Here is a 19,527-nt window from a genome sequence, read left to right on the forward strand (position 1 = left end):
CAATCGCGGCTGAATCGACTCTGTTCCCTGCAAACGCATGAATTAGTCAGTGCTTACAGGGAGCGGAGTTTTTTCATGAACACCAAATGGTTCGTTGGAGTCGCGGCACTGTGTGTCGGCATCGGCGCACTGTTTTTTTCTGCAAAGAATGTGTCGGTCACGCGTATTCCCTACACGTTGTTTGAGCCCGACATGACGGCAGAGCAAAAAGCCGAGGTGCAGCAGCAGATTGATCGGCAGCTGCGGCGCAAAGCGGGGGGCAAACAAGTCAGTTTCACACAAGTGGTCTATCACAATGGTTCCATCGTGCTGACGTTCCCTGTCCCCGGCGACACGAGGCGTTCCGATAGTACCTGCGATTACGGCTATTTTTGTGTCTGGAGCGACCCGGACTACTCGGGCACAAAACTGTCGCTGCTCAGCACGCCGAAAAATCATTTCGTCAACTTGTCCGACTTCGGCATGAACGGGCAGGTCTCGTCCTGGCAGCATCACAACAAAATCCACACGGTCAAAGTGTTTGGAGTGGATGGGCCTGATGCCAAAGGCAACATGATGATGAGCAATCTCAAGGAAGTTGGATTGGGCAAGGGTTGCTGCCCATTCAGTATTCCCGAGCAGGTCAGCCCAACGGGGGCCTGGACTGAAATTTATGCTCAAAACCGACTGGTCGAACATAACGACCGAATGGTGAGCATTGCGCTTGGGCCTATGTTCTTCTTGTTTGCCCAGTAAAAAATCCCCCCACTGCGGGTCCGCGTCTTGTGACGCTGAACCGATTTTGTCCCGGATAGTGGCCGACTAGTGGCCTTGCGCGGCCCTGATGCCTGTCTATGCTGAGGCGTAACTAACTATGTCGGTCGCAATCTGATGCTTGGGATTGAGACCCAAGAGTGCGCAAGCCAAGGCACCGTCACGGGTTGAGAGGGAGCGGTTCGGTAAATGGATTTTGCTTATGAGCATGTTAGGGCTGCCCGGCTCCGGGCTATCAAGAGAAGGATGTCTTGATGAGGAAGTCGCACCAGGGACCCTCCGATTCAACATCAAATAATTACCTGACAAGTCCTTCCTGTTTGGAGGGGCGCGCGTACCTGTTCCGAGGAACGTAGTGGTGAGTGTGAAAGATCCGTTGCTTTCATTAATCAAAAGACCGCGCTTAGGGTGATACGACCATGTTTAACCTGCATAACAAGGCTGACCTGCTGGAAATCGAACGTTTCAGTTGTGCGCTGACCGAAGCCAATGCCAAGTTGGCCGCGGTCAGTAGTTCAATGGCGATGATTGAATTCACACCCGACGGCATCGTGCTGGATGCCAACGAACATTTCTGCAGGGCCATGGGTTACAACGTCGAAGACGTACGCGGCAAGCATCACCGGATATTCTGTGAAGAGGCGTTTTACCGCAGCGAGCAATACGCCAAGTTGTGGCGTGATCTGGCGCGCGGCGAAGCGGTCAGCGGCACTTTTTTGCGCTTGAACAAGAGCGGCAAGGAAATCTGGCTCGAAGCCAGCTATATGCCTGTGTATGGCCCTGATCGTCAGGTGCGCAGTGTGATCAAGGTGGCCACGGACATCACCGACAGGGTCAACAAGGAACACGAAAACCAAAGCATGCTGGCGGCGATCGGCCGTTCCATGGCGGTGATCGAATTCACCCCGGACGGCAGGGTGATCACGGCCAACGAAAACTTCCTCAAGACCATGCACTACTCGCTCAACGAAGTCATCGGTCAGCACCACAGCCTGTTCTGTCACCGTGCCGAGGCCGAGTCGTCGGCTTACAAGGCGTTCTGGGCGTCACTCAATCGCGGCGAATATCACTCGCACCGTTTCGAACGCAAAGACAAATACGGTCATACCGTTTTTCTGGAAGCGTCCTACAACCCGTTGTTCGATGCCAAGGGGCGGCTGTACAAAGTGGTGAAATTCGCCAGCGATATCACCAGCCAAATGACCACCCTGCAAACCGCTGCGGAATCGGCCCACAGCACTTCGGTGCAAAACGACGTCTGCGCGCGCAAAGGCTCCGAGGTGGTGCAGCAAACGGTGCAGATCATCCAGGACATATCCAGGGACTTGAACGAAGCGGCACTGAGCATCGATGCGGTGAGCAAGCAGTCCGACATCATCGGCACCATCGTGCAGACCATCCGCGGCATCGCCGATCAGACCAACCTGCTGGCGCTCAACGCCGCCATCGAAGCCGCCCGCGCCGGGGAACATGGGCGCGGGTTTGCGGTGGTGGCCGATGAAGTGCGCAGCCTCGCCGCGCGCACCAGCCAGGCGACGGTGGAGATTGTCGATGTGGTGCGCAAGAACCACGATTTATCCGTGAGTGCGGTGTCGAGCATGCAATCGAGCCTGAGTCGAACCGGGCTCGGAGTGGAGTTGGCGAACGAGGCGGGGGAGGTGATTCTGGAGATCCAGCAAGGGTCGCGGCATGTGGTGGATGCGATCAGCCAGTTCAACTCGACCTTGCAATTGAACTGAACGTCGCTCAGAGCCTGTGGGAGCGAGCCTGCTCGCGAAGAGGGCGTGTCAATCAATGTTGATGTTGATTGATGTACCGCATTCGCGAGCAGGCTCGCTCCCACAAGGGTAGATGGGCATTGTCGTTAGAGCGAAGCCAGGAATTTATCCACCACCTGAGCCTTGTTCTGATTGTCGTCCTTTTGCTCTTTCTCGGCCTGCGCCATTTCTCGCTTGTCTTCCATGCGCTGGGCGATTTCTTCACCCACGGCTTTCTGCTTCTCCGGCGGCATCTGTTCAACTTCTTCCGCCGTCAGGCCCATCTCCTCCAGAATCGCATCGCGCATGCGCTGTTCCGGGGTTTTACTCATGTAGTCCTTGAATTCGGAAGTGGCCGAGCCTTCCTTGAATTTGTTGATGACGTCGTCAGGCAGCTTCATTTCGGACATTTGCAGGCCTACGCGGGTTTTGGCGAACGCCTCATCGACGTTGTCGCTGATCCGCGTGGCTTCGCTGACCTGTTGCGTGGCCTGTTGAGTCGCGGATTCCTGAACCTGGGTACTGGTTTGCGCGGCTTGCGCCTGCACATTGTTTTGCAGGGCCTGGGCCATGGCGCCTTGCAGCCCGGCGGCGGCTTCGGCGGTCGGATCTTCACCCGCACGTTTGGAAAGCGGAATGACGTGGTTTGTTATTGCACTGACCAACATGATGAATTGCCTTGTAGGTGGTTGTGGTGCAGTGCTTTGAGCAAATACTGTGCCTGTAAAGATAAGTCCTTATAAATCAGTGTCTTAACTTAAAATTGACGGATGTTCAGCTGAAAAGAAGGCAAACGTTTGCCGACGAGCGGCAACGGTTGTAAGTCTCGCGTCGGGTCAGGGCAGGCCATTGCAGCAATGCTTGAGAAAACCGGGTCGTGGCGCCAGGCGCTTGAAATACTCATCAATGCCAGGGAAGTCTGGGCGGGCGATGGGGGTCATCAACCAACGGTTGACGGACAGGCCGATGACGATGTCGGCCAGGGAAAATTTGTCCCCGGCGACATACGCCTGGGTGGTCGCAAGTTGATGTTCGAGGATGCCCATTTTCTGGTTCCAGCCACGCACGCCGACTTCCACGCGATGCGGGTCCTGGTACTCAGGATCCTTGCGCACCAATGCCATGAACGCGTAGCTCCAGGACGAATTGAGATCGGTGGCCTGCCAATCCATCCACTGCTCCACCCGCGCGCGGGCGGCCGGTTCGGTGGGCAGCAGTTCGTTGTGATGATGGTGGTGTTTGCCGGCCAGGTAGCGGCAAATGGTGTTGGATTCCCAGAGCGGACCGTTCTCATCAATGATCACCGGCACTTGCGCGTTGGGATTGAACCGCAGGAATTCCGGACTGTGGGTCGAACCAAATCCGCTGCCCCAATCCTCGCGTTCATAGCTCAGGCCGAGTTCCTCACAGGTCCACAAGACCTTGCGGACGTTGATTGACGAGGCTTTGCCGAGAATCTTCAGTGCATGCTCCATGGGGCGACTCCGTTGGCGAATCGAAAATTCGCGACACCAGTGGGCGACATTCGTTGTTCTAAAAAGGTTAGTTGAAATACCGCTCCTGTGGCGAGCGAGCTTGCTCGCGTTGGGCTGCGAAGCAGTCCCCAATAGTCAAGTCAGTCAGGATTGGGGCCGCTGCGCGACCTGGCGGGAGCAAGCTCCCTCGCCACAAAAGCGGTGGCTGTTCAGGTGCTTTCGCGCACTTTCAACTCAAACCCCATGTCCTGCACCGGCTTGGCCACGGTGTTGCCAGCCATCAACGTCAGCATCTGCTCCGCCGCGCGGCGGCCGATGGCTTCGCGTGGGGTGCTGATGCTGCTCAGGCGCGGGACCATGTGCGCCGAAGCGGGCAGGTCGTTGAAGCCCAGAATCGCCACCTGCTCGGGGATCTTGATGCCGCAGCGCATGGCTTCGAGCAGTGCGCCCTGGGCCAAGTCGTCGTTGCCGAAGAAGATTGCATCGACATCGGGATGACTGGCGATCATCTGCAAAAACAACTCGCCGCCCAGGCCGACCGAGGACGGGCGCGGGGTCAGCACTTCCAGCGCAGGGTCATACAGACCGGCCTTTTGCAGGGCTCGGCGGAAACCTTCGCCCCGCAGCAGCGTACGCTGATCGAGTTGCGCGCCGATGTAGGCCAGGCGCTTGCGGCCACGGGACAGCAAATGTCCGGCGGCGGTTTCGCCGGCGGCCAGTTGCGAAAAACCGACGCAATTGAGGCCGGCGGCGCTGTCCAGCTCCATCATGTACACGCAGGGGATGTTGCTCGCTTCGATCATCCGTCGCGAACTTTCAGTGCGGTCGAAACCGGTGAGCAGCAAGCCACGGGGCTGATAGGCCATGTAGTTGCGCAGCAGGTTTTCTTCTTCGTCGCGGGAATAGTGGAAGTTGCCGATCAGTACTTCGAAGCCCTTGGGCCGCAAAACCTGATGAATGGCTTCCAGGGTGTCGATGAACAACAGGTTGGACAGCGACGGCACCAAAACCACCACCGAATGGCTCTGGGCCGAGGCCAGGGCGCGGGCCGCGGAGTTGACCACATAGTTGAGCTCAAGCGCCGCGTTCTGCACCTTTTCCACCAGTTCCGTGGCCACGGTGCTGACGCCGCGCAAGGCGCGGGACGCGGTGATCGGGCTGACACCGGCCAGGCGCGCGACTTCGTTCAGGGTAGGGCGGCCAGTGGTGCGGGTATTTTTATCGTTCTTGGTTGAAGTCATCGATGGCTTGCCAAACAAAATTCAAGGCACTAAGGTAGCGCTGTCTCGATGCAGCTGCAAATGCGTGAGCGGGGGTTCGCCTGATCCTCGCTTTTTGGCGTTGGGAACAACATGCTGCAACCCACAAAAATGACAAGAAGGCGTCGGCAACTTCTGCTTTTGGTCCAGTGTCATAGCTGTCAAAGGTAGCGCTGTCTGCGCGCTGAGGTGTTACATGAATCATCCCATCACCGCCCTGGTCATCATGGGCGTTGCCGGTTGCGGCAAGACGTGCGTCAGCGAGGCCTTGTGCCAGCTCAGCGGCGCCACTGCCATTGAAGGCGACTCTTTCCACCCTGCCGCCAATATCGAAAAGATGAGCGCGGGTATCCCCCTGAACGATGAAGACCGTGCCGGCTGGCTCGACAGCCTGTGCGATGAACTGCGCCGTGTCGACGCCCTGGGCCAGCGCCCGGTGCTGACCTGTTCGGCGCTCAAGCACATTTATCGCGAACGCTTGCGCAGTGCCTTGCCAGGCCTGGGCTTCGTGTTCCTTGAACTGACCCCCGAAGTTGCCGCCGACCGCGTATCGCATCGCCCCGGCCACTTCATGCCGTCGACCCTGATCGACAGCCAGTTCGCCACCCTCGAATCTCCCGTCGGCGAGGCGTTGACCCTGGCCCTCGATGCCTCGAACCACAGCGTCGATGAGCTGGCTGTTCAGGCCCACCACTGGTGGCTCGAGCATGGCCTGAAACGCGTCGGTTAATTTTTGCTTACAGAGATAGCGCTGTCCTTATGGCATTCGCATTACCCGCTTTAATAACAACAACAACCAGGAGACACCCCTAATGTTTGGCATGTCCCACGAGACGTTCCTGCTGCTCGATGCAGTGGTTACGGTGATCGGGCTTATTGTCCTGATCACCAAGTTCAAGTTTCACCCCTTCATTGCCCTGATCATCGCCGCAGCCTTCCTCGGGCTGACCTCCGGCATGCCGATCGGCACCATCATCAAGGCATTCCAGGACGGCTTCGGTGGCGTACTCGGGTTTGTCGGGATCATCCTCGCGTTGGGCACCATGCTCGGCAAAATGATGGCCGAGTCGGGCGGGGCGGACCAAATCGCCCAGACCCTGATCCGCGCCTTCGGCAAGGACAAGGTGCAGTGGGCGATGATGTTCGCCGCGTTCCTGGTGGGCATTCCGCTGTTCTTCGAAATTGGCTTCGTGCTGTTGATTCCGCTGGTGTTCATCGTCGCCCGGCGTACCGGCGTGTCGATCATCAAGATCGGTATCCCGTTGCTGGCAGGTCTGTCCGCCGTACACGGCCTGGTGCCACCGCACCCGGGTCCGCTGCTGGCCATCGGCGTGTTCGGCGCCGACATCGGCAAGACCATTCTCTACGGCCTGATCGTGGCACTGCCAACGGCGATCATTGCCGGTCCGATCTTCGGTACCTTCATCGCCAAGCACATCCCCGGTCACCCGAATCAGGAGCTGGTGGATCAACTGGCCCGCGAATCGGATTCCGCCGATCTGCCAAGCTTCAGCATCACCCTGATCACCGTGCTGTCGCCGGTGTTCCTGATGCTGCTCAAGACCTTTGCGGATGTGGTGCTGGCCGAAGGTAACTTCTTCCGCACCTTCATGGACCTGATCGGCCACCCGATCTCGGCCCTGCTGCTGGCGTTGCTGCTGTCGCTGTACACCTTCGGCTACAAGCAGGGCATCGGTTCCAACCAGATGCTCAAATGGCTGGACGCGAGCCTGGCGCCAACCGCCGCGATCATCCTGATCATCGGTGCCGGTGGTGGCTTCAAGCAGATGCTGGTGACCAGCGGCGTGGGTAATGTCATCGGCAACATGGCGGTAGAAGCGCAGATCTCGCCGATCCTGCTGGCGTGGCTGGTGGCGGCGGTGATCCGCATCGCCACCGGTTCGGCGACCGTGGCAACCATTACCGGCGCGGGCATCGTGGTGCCGGTTGTCGGGATGATTCCAGGGGTTAACCGTGAACTGCTGGTGCTAGCCACCGGTGCCGGTTCGTTGATCCTGTCTCACGTTAACGACGCCGGTTTCTGGCTGGTGAAACAGTACTTCAACATGACCGTGGCAGAGACGTTCAAGACCTGGACCGCGATGGAAACCATCCTGTCGGTGGTGGGGTTGGGCTTTATTCTGTTGTTGTCGTTGTTCGTCTAAATCTGTATCGGGCACAAAAAAACCGCAGAGATGCGGTTTTTTTGTGCCTGCATTCAGGCCGTCAATCTCAATGCTTATCTGGCAACGGACTTCGGATCCCGCTGGCAGTTGCAGGGATCTGTTTGACACCAGAATCGGTGCCGCTGATCTTGAGTCCGCCCTCTGATTTGACCTTGCTGTACTCGTTCTGTGCACGCACACCATAGTTGCCCTCGAGAACAAATCCGGTGTGGACGTTGTTGTTTTTAATCGCAGAAGTGGCGTCTGGCTGGGCATCAGTGCCTGTGGCAGGGGGAGGTGGGCCTTTTGACAAGCTCTTTTTTTTTGTTCGCGACTTCCCTAGCTTCTGTTTTGGAGGCCTGGGATTTTTATTGTTTGCCGCCATGCTTGTCCCAACTTCCCAAAGCCCCCCACCTCCTGAGCTCGATTGAGCACGCGGCAAGTCCACATCGGCGTTCAAACCAGCCGAAGGATTGTCAGAAAAAAAATCCAAAACTGCAGTAGCTGTTCTTCCTGCCTGCCTCTTTACCGTCACCCACAACAGTTTCCAAGGAATATGGCCTGTGGGATCAAAACTCAATACAGGCTCACCCCCGCAGTACCCATACGCATTCAACCCTCCCTTCCCAAATGGGCTCATGCTGTCAGGGCTATGAAACCGCATCAATCGCGGGTTATAGACGCGGTACCCCTTCCCCAAAAAATACCAGTCAGTCTTCGCCTCACGCAGTTCGCCGTTAAACCCCAGGTGCGTCATGACCTTCTGCTGGGCAGACTGCTGACCAAAGGGTGAGTAGGCGAGGCGGTGAATGCTGCCGGCCATTTCGGCGAGCACGGTGTTTTTGCTGTCGCCGGCTAACAACAAGGTGCAGGATGTGTGATTGGCAGGTTTTGATGTGGGCATGGGAGGACCTTTGTTTGACGACACGTCAATAAAGGCTTCCAGCCTTTCACGTAGTTCCAGCGTCGGGAACTGACAGAACTACCAGGTTCACGAGAGTGGAATGCAAAACAAAACCAAATGTGGGAGCGAGCCTGCTCGCGAAGACGGCTTCACTTTCAACGAAGATGTTGAATGTCAGTCCGCATTCGCGAGCAGGCTCGCTCCCACAGTGTTTTATATAGGCGTCAGGATTTGCTGACGACACCATCCGCCCGGAACATCCCGCGAATCCCACGCACGGCCTGACGAATCCGGTCCTGGTTTTCGATCAGGGCGAAGCGCACATGGTCATCGCCGTATTCGCCGAAACCCACACCCGGCGAGACGCAGACCTTGGCTTCGGCCAGCAGTTTCTTGGCGAATTCCAGCGAACCCAGGTGGGCGTAAGCCTCGGGAATCTTGGCCCAGACGTACATCGAGGCTTTCGGGTTCTCCACCATCCAGCCCAGTTCATGCAGGCCCTTGACCAGCACGTTGCGCCGCTGCCGGTATTGTTCGGCGATGTCGCGCACGCATTGCTGATCACCTTCCAGCGCGGCAATCGCCGCCACTTGCAGCGGGGTGAAGGTGCCGTAGTCGTGGTAGCTCTTGATCCGCGCCAGGGCGTTGACCAGTTCCGGGTTGCCGACCATGAAACCGATGCGCCAGCCCGCCATGTTGTAGCTCTTGGACAGGGTGAAAAACTCCACCGCGATGTCCTTGGCGCCCGGCACCTGCATGATCGACGGGGCTTTCCAGCCGTCGTAGACGATGTCGGCGTAGGCCAGGTCGTGGATCACCAACACGTCGTACTGCTTGGCGAGGGCGATCACCCGTTCGAAGAAATCCAGTTCCACGCATTGCGCGGTGGGGTTGGACGGGAAGCCGAGGATCATCATCTTCGGCTTCGGAATAGAGCCGCGAATGGCCCGTTCCAGTTCGGCGAAGAAATCCACGCCCGGCACCAGCGGCACCGATCGCACCTGGGCGCCGGCAATCACGGCACCGTAGATGTGAATCGGGTAGCTCGGGTTCGGCACCAGCACCGTATCGCCCTGATCCAGGGTGGCCAGCATCAAGTGCGCCAGGCCTTCCTTGGAACCGATGGTGACAATGGCTTCGCTTTCCGGGTCGATGTCGACCTCGTAGCGTTCCTTGTACCAGTTGGAAATCGCCCGGCGCAGGCGCGGAATGCCCTTGGACGTCGAATAACCATGGGTGTCTTCGCGCTGGGCGACGGTCACCAGTTTTTCGACGATGTGAGGCGGGGTGGCGCCGTCGGGGTTGCCCATGCTCAAGTCGATGATGTCTTCGCCACGACGACGGGCGGCCATCTTCAGCTCGGCTGTGATGTTGAAAACGTAAGGGGGGAGTCGATCTATGCGCGCAAAGCGGCGCGGCGAACCTTGTTCGGCCATTGTTGCCTCGGATAACGTAAGCGCCCGGAACCGTCCGAGCGACGCTGGTCACTGCGGTGACCTGTGGCGGAATGTACGGTGAGCTGTGGCAGACTGTCCAGCCTGTGCGTAAACAAATTTTTCCGAAGGAATTGGGTCGATGGAATTTACCAGTGGCTTCCTGCTGAGCCTTTCGCTGTGCCTGGACATAGGCGTGGCCAACATCGCGATGATTACGTTGGCGATGCAGCGCGGCTATTTTCAAGGCTTCGCGCTGGGCCTGGGCACCTGTGTCGGCGACCTGATCTACGCCGTGCTGGCATTGGCCGGCATGACCGTCCTGCTGCAATACGAAACCGTGCGCTGGGTGTTGTGGATCGGCGGTTCGGCGCTGCTGGTGTACTTCGCGGCGAAGATGATTCATTCGGCGATCCACCACGAGGCGCTGCTGGCCGAGACTGCCGAGGTCGGCCACAACTCCCATCGCAAGGAGTTCTTTCGCGGGATTTTCCTCGCCATGTCGTCGCCGAGTGCGATCCTCTGGTTCGCCGCGGTGGGCGGCACGCTGATCGCTCGTTCCGGTGGCGGTGGAGCCCTCAGCTCGGCGCTGTTTCTGGGCGGGTTTCTCTGCGCGGGCATTCTCTGGTGCGTGGGCCTGTGCTTCGCGGCGAGCCATGGCGGCAAGTTGCTCGGCGACAAACTGCTGCGCTATTCCTACATGGCATCGGCGGCGATCTTCTGCTATTTCGCGGTGTATGTGATTCTATCGGGCTACAACGAGTTTATCGGCAGCGCCGCCGTCGAGCCGTTGCACGCCCTGTAATTGGGCGAATCGGGTTTGGCTTCTATACTCCCAGCCGAACCCACTTTTCGCTCCAGGAGTCGAGCCATGGATGAGCAAACACGCGTCGAACCGGCGGAGCCGCGCTTCGAACACGGACACTTCCTGCTGATCGCAGGGCTAGGCGGTCGATTTACCCAGCAAACCACTCAAGGCATTCCAGCACTCTGGGAGAGATTCAATCCCCACATCGGCAATGTCCCGGGCCAGAAAGGCGAAGTGACCTACGGCGTCTGCTGCAATTTCGATGGCAAGGGCGGTTTCGACTACATTGCCGGCGTCGAAATCAGCAAGCTCGACGACTTGCCGGACCAGTACCGCTGGGTAGAGGTTCAGCCTCAGCGGTACGCGGTGTTCGAGCACAAAGGTCCGCTGGATACTTTGCCGCAGCTGTTTCAGTACATCTTCGGCACCTGGCAGCCGCAGTCTGGGCATGAGGTGTTGAATGCACCGGAACTGGAGCGCTACAGCGAGGATTTCAACCCGAAGCTCAATACCGGAAAACTGGAAATCTGGGTGCCGATCAAGGCGTGAGACGTGCATCGAGAGGCGAATCGGACGATTCGTCTCTCGATGTCATGCCGACGCTGATTTATGATCCCCGGCCTTTCCATCTGATTGCGACCCGCCATGAACACCGTCATCCGCCACGTCACGCCTGCTGATCTGGACCGCTGCTACGCCATTGAAACCGTTGCCTATGAAGGTGACGAAGCCGCAACCCGCGAAAAAATCGCCACCCGCATCGCCACCTGGCCCGAGGGGTTCATCGTTGCCGAAGTGGACGGCGTGGTCGCCGGTTTCATCAATTCCGGTGCGGCGTTTCAGGTGGAAATGTCGGACGAAGCGTTCAAGGAACTGATCGGCCACGACCCGGCCGGCCCGCATGTGGTGATCATGTCGGTGGTGGTGCATCCGGATTATCAAGGCCAGGGCCTGGCAAAGCGCCTGATGGGCGAATTCATCGAGCGCATGCGTGCGCTGGACAAGGCCAGCATCCACCTGATGTGCAAGGAACGGCATATTCCGCTGTATGCCGGGTTTGGCTTTGCCTACGTCAAGCCTTCGGCATCGGATCATGGCGGGATGGCGTGGCATGAGATGGTGCTCAATCTCTAACTCTGAGGGAGCGAGCCTGCTCGCGAAGAGGGCGTATCAGTCGACATCAATGTTGCCTGATACACCGCTTTCGCGAGCAGGCTCGCTCCCACAGGGGACTGGGGTTTGCCTCAGAATCTCAGGCCCATCCGCCGCTCATACCCGATCCGCCCCTTGTACGCCTCGCCACTGTCGACATATCCATACTTTGCATACAGCGCGATGGCCGCGGCATTATCCGCATCCACCGATAACTCCAGGCCCCTGATTTCCGGCCACGCCTGGCGCGCCACTTCGGGCAGCGCTTGCAGGCAGGCTTTGCCATAGCCCTTGCCCTGGAGGCGTTGGTCGACCTGCAAGGCATGCAATGTAGCGCTATGCTCATCGGCCCAGGCCGGCAATACGGGCGGGCGCTTGAGCAGCAGGAAGGCCACGGGGATGTCATCGGCCAGCAGGGCAAAGCCTTTGACGCCGGGGCCGGGGCGGGACAGCAAGGTGTGCAATGCACCGTGAATATCCCCGGAGAACTTGATTTGATCCGGGTGAACTTCAATGGCCTCGACCTGCTGGCGCTGCAGCGCGTTCAGGCTTTCATAAGGCACGAGTAGGGCTGTCACTGGAGTGTCCTTTTTCCATCAAAAATGAGTCTCGGATTCTAGCGAGTCTGGCCGTTTGGATTATTTTTATTTCACCTGTCGATTCGCCGGATCGCCAGACGACTAAGGGTGTCTTCCAATAAAAACCACGGAGAACCACCATGAACGCACAAACCCAGATCCAGAACCTGATCGAGAACTATCGCCAGGCCGTCATCGCCAAGGACGTGGACAAAGTCATGGCCCTGTATGCCGATGACATTGTCTCCTTCGACGCTGTCAAAGCCCTGCAATTCAAGGGCAAACCTGCCTATCGCGCCCATTGGCAGGCCTGCATGGAAATGTGCCCCGGCCCGCACACGTTCGAGTTCCATGAAGTGACCATCGAACCGTCCCAGGAGATCGCATTTGCCCACTGGCTGGCCCATTGCGGCGGCACCAACGAAAAGGGTGAAACCCAGGCCTGCTGGATGCGCGTCACCGCGTGCTATCGGCAGGAGGCCGGGTTGTGGCAGATCGTCCACGAACACTGGTCGGCGCCGTTCGACATGACCAGCGGCGCGACCCTGTTCGATCTGCAGCCTTGATCGCCCGGCTGTTGATCGGCAAGCCGCGTCAGAATGCCCCTCTGCGACCATAGTTGATCCGTTCGATCAGGAGAGCGCCATGAAATACCTATGTCTGGTCTACAGCGATGAAAACCTGCTGCATTCGCTGCCCGAAAGCCCGCAGGATGCGGAATGCATGGCCTACGCCGAGACGATCCAGGGCAGTGGCCGGATGGTCGCCGCCGAGGCGCTGGAGTCGGTGCAGACCGCCACCACCGTGCGCATGCGCAACGGCAAGCTGTCGATCACCGACGGCCCGTTCGCCGAGACCAAGGAACAATTGGCCGGTTTCTACCTGATCGATGCCAGGGATCTGAACGAAGCGATCCAGGTCGCCGGGGACATTCCGGCGGCCCGGGTCGGCTGTGTCGAAGTGCGCCCCGTCCGCCAGTTGAATCCTTGAGATGCCAGGTCTTTCGGTGCAGGTGCGGGTCGAGCAGATTTATCGCCAGGAGTCGCGACGCATTCTGGCGACGCTGATTCGCCTGCTCGGCGATTTCGACCTCGCCGAAGAGGCCTTGCACGAGGCGTTTTTTGTCGCGGTCGAGCGCTGGCAGCAGGACGGTGTGCCGGACAATCCACGCACCTGGCTGGTATCCACCGGGCGCTTCAAGGCGATCGATGTGTTGCGCCGGCGCGCCCGCTTCGCCGCCTCACGACCGTTGTTGATCGCGCAACTGGAGGCGCTGGAGCAGGCCGACTGGAGTGACGAAGACGTGGAAGACGATCGCTTGCGCCTGATCTTCACCTGTTGTCACCCGGCCTTGGCAGCGGACGCCCAGGTGCCGTTGACCCTGCGGGAAGTCTGCGACCTGACCACCGAAGAAATCGCACGGGCCTTTCTCTCGGCGCCGGCCACCATCGCCCAGCGCATCGTGCGCGCCAAGGCGAAAATCCGCGATGCGAAAATCCCCTATCAAGTGCCGTCCCTGACGGAGTTGCCCGAACGCCTCGACAGCGTGCTACGGGTGATTTACCTGGTGTTCAACGAAGGCTACTCGGCGTCCATCGGCGCGCAAGTGACCCGCGAAGACCTGACCCGCGAAGCGATTCGCCTCGGCCGCTTGTTGTTGGAGTTGTTACCGGAACCGGAAGTCATGGGCCTGCTGGCGCTGATGCTGTTGCACGAGTCGCGGCGGGTGGCCAGAACCTCCGCGAGCGGCGAATTGATCTTGCTTGATGACCAGGATCGGACCTTGTGGAACAGCGAGATGATTGCCGAAGGCTGCGCGCTGGTCGAGCGTGCGCTGAGCACCCGTCGCTTCGGCCCATACTGCCTGCAAGCGGCGATTGCCGCGGTGCATGCCGAAGCGCCATCGGTGAAAGATACCGATTGGGAACAGATCGTCGGCCTGTATGACGTGCTGCTGCGGGCCGTTCCATCGCCGGTGATCGAGTTGAACCGCGCGGCGGCGCTGTCGAAGCGCGATGGGCCGTTGGCGGGGTTGACGCTGGTCGAAGCGATTCTGGCTCGCGGTGAACTGCAGGATTACCACCTGGCGCATTCGGCGCGGGCGGAGTTTTGTCGGCAGTTGGGACGGGTGGAACAGGCGCGGCAAGCGTACGAGCGGGCCTTGGCGTTGACCCGGCAAGAGCCGGAGCGGCGGTTTATCGAGGGGCGGCTCAAGGCGTTAGAGTGATGGGATGCCACCGGCCCCTTCGCGAGCCTGCTCGCGAAGGGCCGCGTCGCTATTCCAACATCTTGCCCAACAACCAGCTCCCCGCCGGCCCCGGCGGGTTGAGCCGCGACCACAGTGCATCCACGTAAACGGTTTTCGGCCAACCGCGCACGTGCAGTTGCTGCAGCGACCCCGGGCCAAATCGCTCCACCAGCCAGCGCGGCAGCGGTGCCCAGCCGAATCCGCCCTGGGCCATTTCCAGCAGCATCAAATAACTCGGCGCCGACCAGACACGGCCCTTCGCCCGGCTTTCATAGGGATTGACGATGGTCGCCAGGCGCAATTCCCGGTGCCGTTGCAGCACCTCCTGATCGATGTGTTTCAGCGTGGCCAAGGGATGTTTGGGTGATACGAACAGGGCGATTTCCGTGCGTTCATCCACTGTCGAATTGACCAGGTCTGGCGGATAGCTGTCCTGCATTTCGGCGAAGGCGAGCTGCGCCCGACCGCTTTGTACCAGCGCCACCAGGTCGTCGCATTCGGCGATCAGGCATTCAAGTTCCAGGTCCGGATATCGCTGCTCGAAAGCACTGAGCGACGCTTCGAAGCGGTCGGACTGGTAGGTGTCGGACAGCGCCACGGTCAGCTTCGCCTCGACCCCTTGGGACAACTGACTGGCGCTCATTTCCAGGCGACTGGTGGCGGCCAGGATGTCCTCGGCCCGCTGCAGCATCACATGCCCGGCCGGGGTGAGGGTGGGTTTGCGGCTGCTGCGGTCGAACAGCGTCAGGTTCAGGTCGATTTCCAGGCTGGCCACCGCCGCACTGATGGTTGACTGACTGCGCCCCAGTTTGCGCGCCGCGGCGGAAAAAGAACCCTGCGTCGCTGCCTGAACGAACGCCTGCAACACTTCCTGGGACGCCATGAACTATCGCCTTGATCGATGGTTATTGGTTATGAAGTATCGGTGTGATGTTGGACCATGGCAACCATCGTTACTCGGGAGTCAGGTCATGAGCACCCACAAATCCATCACTGAACGTATTTTCCAGGCCGTCGGTTTCGAACTGTTGGCCATCCTGATCTGTACGCCTTTGCTGGCGTGGATCATGGACAAGCCGATGGTGGAAATGGGCGTCGTCACCCTCGTCATTGCTGCCCTGGCCCTGGCCTGGAACGTGGTGTTCAACGGCCTGTTCGACCAAGTGCTCAAGCGCTTGGCCATTGCGCACAACGCCTGGGTTCGGGTGGTGCATGCGCTGTTGTTCGAAGGCGGGCTGGTGGCGCTTGGCGTACCGCTGATTGCCTGGTGGCTGAACATCAGTCTGTGGCAGGCGTTCCTGCTCGACATCGGGGTACTGCTGTTTTTCCTGCCGTACACCTACGTTTATCACTGGGTGTATGACGTGGTGCGTGAGCGGTTCGTTATGCGTGAGCACAGCCACGCATAACCTGTGGGAGCGAGCCTGCTCGCGAAAGCGGTGTATCAGTCAACACATCGTTGTCTGGCATGCCGCCTTCGCGAGCAGGCTCGCTCCCACAGGATTTCAAACGAGCTTAATAATCCCGCCGCTTACGAAACGCCCAACGTCCCGCTATCACGGTAAAAGTCGCCACCAGCGCCACTAGAATCCAGAACCCTTCCGGATCCTGGGAAAGCGGCACCCCGCCGACGTTCATGCCGAAAAAACCGGCAATGATGTTGATCGGCAACGCCAGCACCGTGACCACGGTCAGGGTGAACAGCGTGCGGTTGCTCTGTTCGTTGAGGTTGGCGGCGATTTCTTCCTGCAACAGCTTGATGCGTTCACCGAGCGCCGTCAGGTCATTGATGATCAGCGCAAACTCCTCGGTGGATTTGCGCAGCTCCTTGACGTCTTCCTTTTGCAGCCACGGCGGCGGGCGGTTGAGCAGCCGCAGCAACGAGCCCGGCTCCAGCGCCAGCAGGCGTTGCAAACGCACCAGCACCCTTCGGTTGGCGCCCAGTTCGGCACGGTTGGTCGATAAGCGCGAGGACAACAACTCGTCTTCGATCTGATCGACGCTCAGGCTGGTCTTGCGCACGATCTGTGTCAGCACTTCGCCCTGATCGCGCAGCAGGTGCACCAGCAATTCCAGGGGCGAGCGAAAGCACTCGCCGGCCTTCACCGACGAGCGCAACTTGTCCACCGAGTGCAGCGGTTGCAGGCGCGCACTGATGATCAGGCGGCTGCGCACGCACACCCACAACGTCGACACATCCGAGGAGACCATGCTGCTGAGGTTGAACACCACATCGTTGACCACCGCCAGCAGCGCCGAATCGACATGCTCGATACGCGTCGACCGCGAGCCTTCGTGCAAGGCTTCGAAAAATTCGTCGGGCAATTCCAGATGGCTTTTCATCCAGCGTTCGCACGCGGCATGGGCGAGGTTCAGGTGCAGCCAGAGAAATTGTTCGTCGTCCTGCGGTTGTTGCAGGTAGTGCAACGCCTTGGCCGAGTCGATCTCCCGTCCGCGTTCACCGGGGCGAAAACTGAACCCGTACAGCAAACCGAACAGATCCGGATCGCGATGGCTTTGATCGATGCTGTGGTTCATGAGGACTCGCAAGGGGAGGTATCTCCTGTGGGAGCGAGCCTGCTCGCGATGAACGTCAGGGCACCGCGTTTATCCAGTTACGCCGCGTTTTCGTTAACGACCATCGCGAGCAGGCTCGCTCCCACAGGCCGCATCATCGCAAGGCTGTTTGACGGTTTGGTGACGATTGCGTGACCCTGACCGATCACCCAGACGCAAAAAAGCCGCCCGATCGTGAAATCGTGCGGCTTTTTTGTGCGTGTGTTTCAGTCGTCTTTTTTGTTCTTCAGGACTTCGCCGGTGGCGGCATTCAAGTCCACGTCCCACTCAACTTTATTGGCGTCAAGCAACTCGACTTCGTACTCATAGCCATTGAAGTGGTGATCCAGGTCGCTGTCGGTAATCGTGGCACCCGGGTGCAGTTTCAACACGATCTGGTTCAGTTCTTCCAGCGGCTTGATCTTGCCGTCCTTGACCAGTTGCGGGATTTGGTCGACGGGCACATCGGCCTGGGCCAAACCGGCAGTGAGGGTCAGGGTTGCAGCGGCGAACAGAGCAGTCAACGTTTTCATGAGCTTCTTTCCTTGGGTGAGTTGTTTAAGTGGAATCAGATTAACTGTGGCAACTTAATTCAGCCTTAAATTCCATTTGTCTGGACTAAAGCCATCGCGAGCAGGCTCGCTCCCACAGATTCACGCCAATCCCTGTTGGAGCGAGCCTGCTCGCGAATGCAAACGCCTCGGTCCCGGATCAATACCCGTTGTTCTTCAACACCTGATCAACACTCGCCGCCGGACGTTTATAGAACTTCAACAACTCACTGGTGCGATTGGTAAAGATCCCATCCACCCCCGCATCCATGACTTTCTGAAAATCCACCGCCTCATCGATGGTATAGACGTGCACCAGCAGGCCTTGATCGTGGGTGTACTGGTTCATCCAGGGCTGCACCAGATCCGCGTAACTCTGATCGCCACCCTGGGTCAACGCGGCGGACGGGCCGGTGCCGATCGCGCCCTGGGCCTTGGCGTAGTCGACCCAGCGCTGGAATTCGGCTTTGTCCTTCGGTTGCTGCTTGGCGTAGTACGCAGCCTTGTCCTTCTCGCCGGACTCGGCAAACGTCACCTTGGATGCAGGCTCGATATTGCCTTCGCCGACCCATAGCAACAGGATCTTCGGCACTTGCGGCATTTCCTTTTGCAGCAGTTCGAGGCTGCTCTTCTCGAAGGTTTGCAGGATCACCTTGCCTTTACCCTGACCGACAGCCAGCTCGCTTTTCGCCAGTTTCGAACCGGCAGGGCTAAGCCAGCCACGGTCCTGGAGTTTCGCCTTCAGGTCATGCTCGATGCCGGGAAATTGCTGCGGTTCCTTGGTCTCGATGTACAGCCCCGGCTTGTGCCGTGGATTGGCCTGGGCGATGTCGATGATTTCATCGAGGGTCAGGATTTTCAGACCCGTGTAGGCAGGGCGTGCGCGATCCGGGTAGGCGGTATTGAACCAGCTACCGGCGTCCAGGGTTTTCAGCTCGGCCATGGTAAACGCGTTGGCCGGGCTGTCCTTGCGCTCGGGGAACTTGATCGCGACGTCGGTGGTGCGTTGCAGGTTGTTGTCATGCAGGGCGAACAGCACGCCGTCCTTGCTGCGTTGCAGGTCGAGTTCCAGGTAATCGGCACCCAGATCACGGGCCAGTTTGTAGGCGGCGGCGGTGGACTCCGGTGCATCGAACGACGCGCCACGGTGGGCGATCACTGCCGGGTGGGGAACGCCCAGTCTTGTAGCCAAAGCAGCGGGGCCAGGCTCGATGGCGGCTTGGGCCTGGAGTTGAACTGTGCCGAGCAGCAAACTCAGCATCAGGGCGCTTTTGGTGAAGGTGGCAGGCATGGTCGAGATCCTTTCGCGATGGTTTTCAAAGACGTCCCTTTTAACAACTGAGCGTTGCCAACGCTATCGCGAGACCGACATAAACCTGTTTAAAGCTGATGTTCGTCAGCGTTTTTGTGCGCTCGTTTGCAGTACCCTTGGCCCCGGCAACTTCCCCGGCAGAGGGAAAACCGCTCGCTGGCCCTGCGTGTAAACCAACGATCACTTTTTGTGAGGTTTACCATGCGCGTCACATCCCAGCTCATTTGCCAGGCTGCCGACCAACTCAAAGGCTTCGTCGGCCTCAATCGCAAGACCGGCCATTACATCGTCCGCTTCAGCGAAGATGCCTTCGGCATGGACGTGGCGGACGACGGCATCATCCCCACCAGCGAATTCGTCTGGGCACCCGGCCCCGAACACATCATGACCCTCAAGCGCGAGTTGATTCAGTTGCTGCTGGATCAGAACATCGACGACAGGATCAACATCAGCGATCCGTTGCGGGTGTACATGAACAGGCGGGACGTGCCGGAGATTTCGGCGGTGCGCAGTTTGGTGCGGGGCTGATGGTTTTGGCCCGAAAAACACGCTCGGTGGTGACCTTGTTTGATGAGT

General features: G+C 59.0%; 21 protein-coding genes and 2 pseudogenes. 13 read left to right on the forward strand and 10 right to left on the reverse strand.

Annotation, left to right across the window (positions count from 1 at the left end):
- Positions 1-75: 75 nt before the first annotated feature.
- From CKW21_RS06805 to CKW21_RS32240, 3 genes and pseudogenes are all read left to right on the forward strand, one after another.
- Entirely contained in the window at positions 76-735 is a 660-nt protein-coding gene (locus CKW21_RS06805) for a peptidase inhibitor family I36 protein (RefSeq protein ID WP_095193225.1), read from the forward strand.
- A gap of 536 nt (positions 736-1,271) precedes the next feature.
- Positions 1,272-1,946 (forward strand): annotated as a pseudogene (locus CKW21_RS32235) (PAS domain-containing protein); the annotation flags it as partial.
- Between the two features lie 129 nt (positions 1,947-2,075).
- Positions 2,076-2,492 (forward strand): annotated as a pseudogene (locus CKW21_RS32240) (methyl-accepting chemotaxis protein); the annotation flags it as partial.
- Between the two features lie 125 nt (positions 2,493-2,617).
- Here the strand turns inward: CKW21_RS32240 and CKW21_RS06815 are convergent.
- From CKW21_RS06815 to CKW21_RS06825, 3 genes are all read right to left on the reverse strand, one after another.
- Positions 2,618-3,178 carry a hypothetical protein gene (locus tag CKW21_RS06815; RefSeq protein WP_095193227.1) on the reverse strand — a complete coding sequence of 187 codons (561 nt, stop codon included), beginning with the start codon at positions 3,176-3,178 and terminating at the stop codon, positions 2,618-2,620.
- Positions 3,179-3,346: 168 nt separating this feature from the next.
- Positions 3,347-3,985, reverse strand: coding sequence for a glutathione S-transferase family protein (locus CKW21_RS06820; protein ID WP_095193228.1), 639 nt, complete (start codon positions 3,983-3,985; stop codon positions 3,347-3,349).
- 209 nt (positions 3,986-4,194) lie between these two features.
- The gene (locus CKW21_RS06825; protein ID WP_095193229.1) at positions 4,195-5,226 is read right to left on the reverse strand and encodes a LacI family DNA-binding transcriptional regulator; all 1,032 of its coding nucleotides are present in this window, start codon (positions 5,224-5,226) and stop codon (positions 4,195-4,197) included.
- A gap of 214 nt (positions 5,227-5,440) precedes the next feature.
- Between CKW21_RS06825 and CKW21_RS06830 the strand changes: the two genes are divergently transcribed.
- Positions 5,441-5,974: a gluconokinase gene (locus CKW21_RS06830; RefSeq protein ID WP_095193230.1), complete on the forward strand. Its 534-nt coding sequence runs from the start codon at positions 5,441-5,443 to the stop codon at positions 5,972-5,974.
- Positions 5,975-6,056: 82 nt separating this feature from the next.
- Positions 6,057-7,409, forward strand: a complete 1,353-nt coding sequence (locus CKW21_RS06835; RefSeq protein ID WP_095193231.1) for a GntP family permease — start codon at positions 6,057-6,059, stop codon at positions 7,407-7,409.
- Positions 7,410-7,476: 67 nt separating this feature from the next.
- On the opposite strand, the gene CKW21_RS06840 is transcribed toward CKW21_RS06835, so the two are convergent.
- Together CKW21_RS06840 and alaC are read right to left on the reverse strand one after the other, a co-directional pair.
- Positions 7,477-8,313 carry an RHS repeat-associated core domain-containing protein gene (locus CKW21_RS06840; protein WP_095193232.1) on the reverse strand — a complete coding sequence of 279 codons (837 nt, stop codon included), beginning with the start codon at positions 8,311-8,313 and terminating at the stop codon, positions 7,477-7,479.
- 224 nt (positions 8,314-8,537) lie between these two features.
- Complete coding sequence (gene alaC, locus CKW21_RS06845) at positions 8,538-9,749, reverse strand: alanine transaminase (protein ID WP_095193233.1); 1,212 nt, start codon at positions 9,747-9,749, stop codon at positions 8,538-8,540.
- A 139-nt stretch (positions 9,750-9,888) separates the two neighbouring features.
- Here alaC and CKW21_RS06850 point away from each other — a divergent pair, with 139 nt between their 5' ends.
- The 3 genes from CKW21_RS06850 to CKW21_RS06860 all read left to right on the forward strand — a co-directional run bounded on the left by CKW21_RS06850 (position 9,889) and on the right by CKW21_RS06860 (position 11,688).
- Positions 9,889-10,551: a LysE family translocator gene (locus CKW21_RS06850; protein ID WP_095193234.1), complete on the forward strand. Its 663-nt coding sequence runs from the start codon at positions 9,889-9,891 to the stop codon at positions 10,549-10,551.
- Between the two features lie 66 nt (positions 10,552-10,617).
- The gene (locus CKW21_RS06855; protein ID WP_095193235.1) at positions 10,618-11,103 is read left to right on the forward strand and encodes a GyrI-like domain-containing protein; all 486 of its coding nucleotides are present in this window, start codon (positions 10,618-10,620) and stop codon (positions 11,101-11,103) included.
- Positions 11,104-11,199: 96 nt separating this feature from the next.
- A complete protein-coding gene (locus tag CKW21_RS06860) occupies positions 11,200-11,688 on the forward strand; it encodes a GNAT family N-acetyltransferase (RefSeq protein ID WP_095193236.1) in 489 nt (162 codons plus the stop codon).
- A gap of 110 nt (positions 11,689-11,798) precedes the next feature.
- On the opposite strand, the gene CKW21_RS06865 is transcribed toward CKW21_RS06860, so the two are convergent.
- A complete protein-coding gene (locus tag CKW21_RS06865; RefSeq protein WP_095193237.1) occupies positions 11,799-12,284 on the reverse strand; it encodes an N-acetyltransferase in 486 nt (161 codons plus the stop codon).
- Between the two features lie 140 nt (positions 12,285-12,424).
- Between CKW21_RS06865 and CKW21_RS06870 the strand changes: the two genes are divergently transcribed.
- The 3 genes from CKW21_RS06870 (at position 12,425) to CKW21_RS06880 (ending at position 14,511) form a co-directional block, all read left to right on the forward strand.
- Positions 12,425-12,850 (forward strand): nuclear transport factor 2 family protein, encoded by a 426-nt coding sequence (locus CKW21_RS06870; RefSeq protein ID WP_095193238.1) that lies wholly within the window; start codon positions 12,425-12,427, stop codon positions 12,848-12,850.
- Between the two features lie 79 nt (positions 12,851-12,929).
- Positions 12,930-13,274: a YciI family protein gene (locus CKW21_RS06875; protein ID WP_095193239.1), complete on the forward strand. Its 345-nt coding sequence runs from the start codon at positions 12,930-12,932 to the stop codon at positions 13,272-13,274.
- A gap of 1 nt (position 13,275) precedes the next feature.
- Entirely contained in the window at positions 13,276-14,511 is a 1,236-nt protein-coding gene (locus CKW21_RS06880) for an RNA polymerase sigma factor (RefSeq protein WP_095193240.1), read from the forward strand.
- A 49-nt stretch (positions 14,512-14,560) separates the two neighbouring features.
- Here the strand turns inward: CKW21_RS06880 and CKW21_RS06885 are convergent, their stop codons facing one another.
- Complete coding sequence (locus CKW21_RS06885; RefSeq protein ID WP_095193241.1) at positions 14,561-15,415, reverse strand: LysR family transcriptional regulator; 855 nt, start codon at positions 15,413-15,415, stop codon at positions 14,561-14,563.
- Between the two features lie 88 nt (positions 15,416-15,503).
- Between CKW21_RS06885 and CKW21_RS06890 the strand changes: the two genes are divergently transcribed.
- A complete protein-coding gene (locus tag CKW21_RS06890; RefSeq protein WP_095193242.1) occupies positions 15,504-15,941 on the forward strand; it encodes a multidrug/biocide efflux PACE transporter in 438 nt (145 codons plus the stop codon).
- Between the two features lie 106 nt (positions 15,942-16,047).
- Here CKW21_RS06890 and CKW21_RS06895 read toward each other — a convergent pair whose 3' ends face one another.
- The 3 genes from CKW21_RS06895 to CKW21_RS06905 all read right to left on the reverse strand — a co-directional run bounded on the left by CKW21_RS06895 (position 16,048) and on the right by CKW21_RS06905 (position 18,930).
- The gene (locus CKW21_RS06895) at positions 16,048-17,070 is read right to left on the reverse strand and encodes a transporter (protein ID WP_095193243.1); all 1,023 of its coding nucleotides are present in this window, start codon (positions 17,068-17,070) and stop codon (positions 16,048-16,050) included.
- Positions 17,071-17,315: 245 nt separating this feature from the next.
- Positions 17,316-17,621, reverse strand: a complete 306-nt coding sequence (locus CKW21_RS06900; protein ID WP_095193244.1) for a PepSY domain-containing protein — start codon at positions 17,619-17,621, stop codon at positions 17,316-17,318.
- A gap of 178 nt (positions 17,622-17,799) precedes the next feature.
- On the reverse strand, positions 17,800-18,930 hold the full coding sequence (locus CKW21_RS06905) for a glycerophosphodiester phosphodiesterase (RefSeq protein WP_095193245.1): 1,131 nt from the start codon (positions 18,928-18,930) through the stop codon (positions 17,800-17,802).
- Between the two features lie 222 nt (positions 18,931-19,152).
- Here CKW21_RS06905 and CKW21_RS06910 point away from each other — a divergent pair, with 222 nt between their 5' ends.
- Positions 19,153-19,479 (forward strand): DUF2025 family protein, encoded by a 327-nt coding sequence (locus CKW21_RS06910; protein WP_095193246.1) that lies wholly within the window; start codon positions 19,153-19,155, stop codon positions 19,477-19,479.
- The last annotated feature ends 48 nt before the right edge of the window (positions 19,480-19,527 follow it).

Source organism: Pseudomonas sp. Irchel 3A7, from assembly GCF_900187565.1.
Lineage (GTDB): Bacteria > Pseudomonadota > Gammaproteobacteria > Pseudomonadales > Pseudomonadaceae > Aquipseudomonas.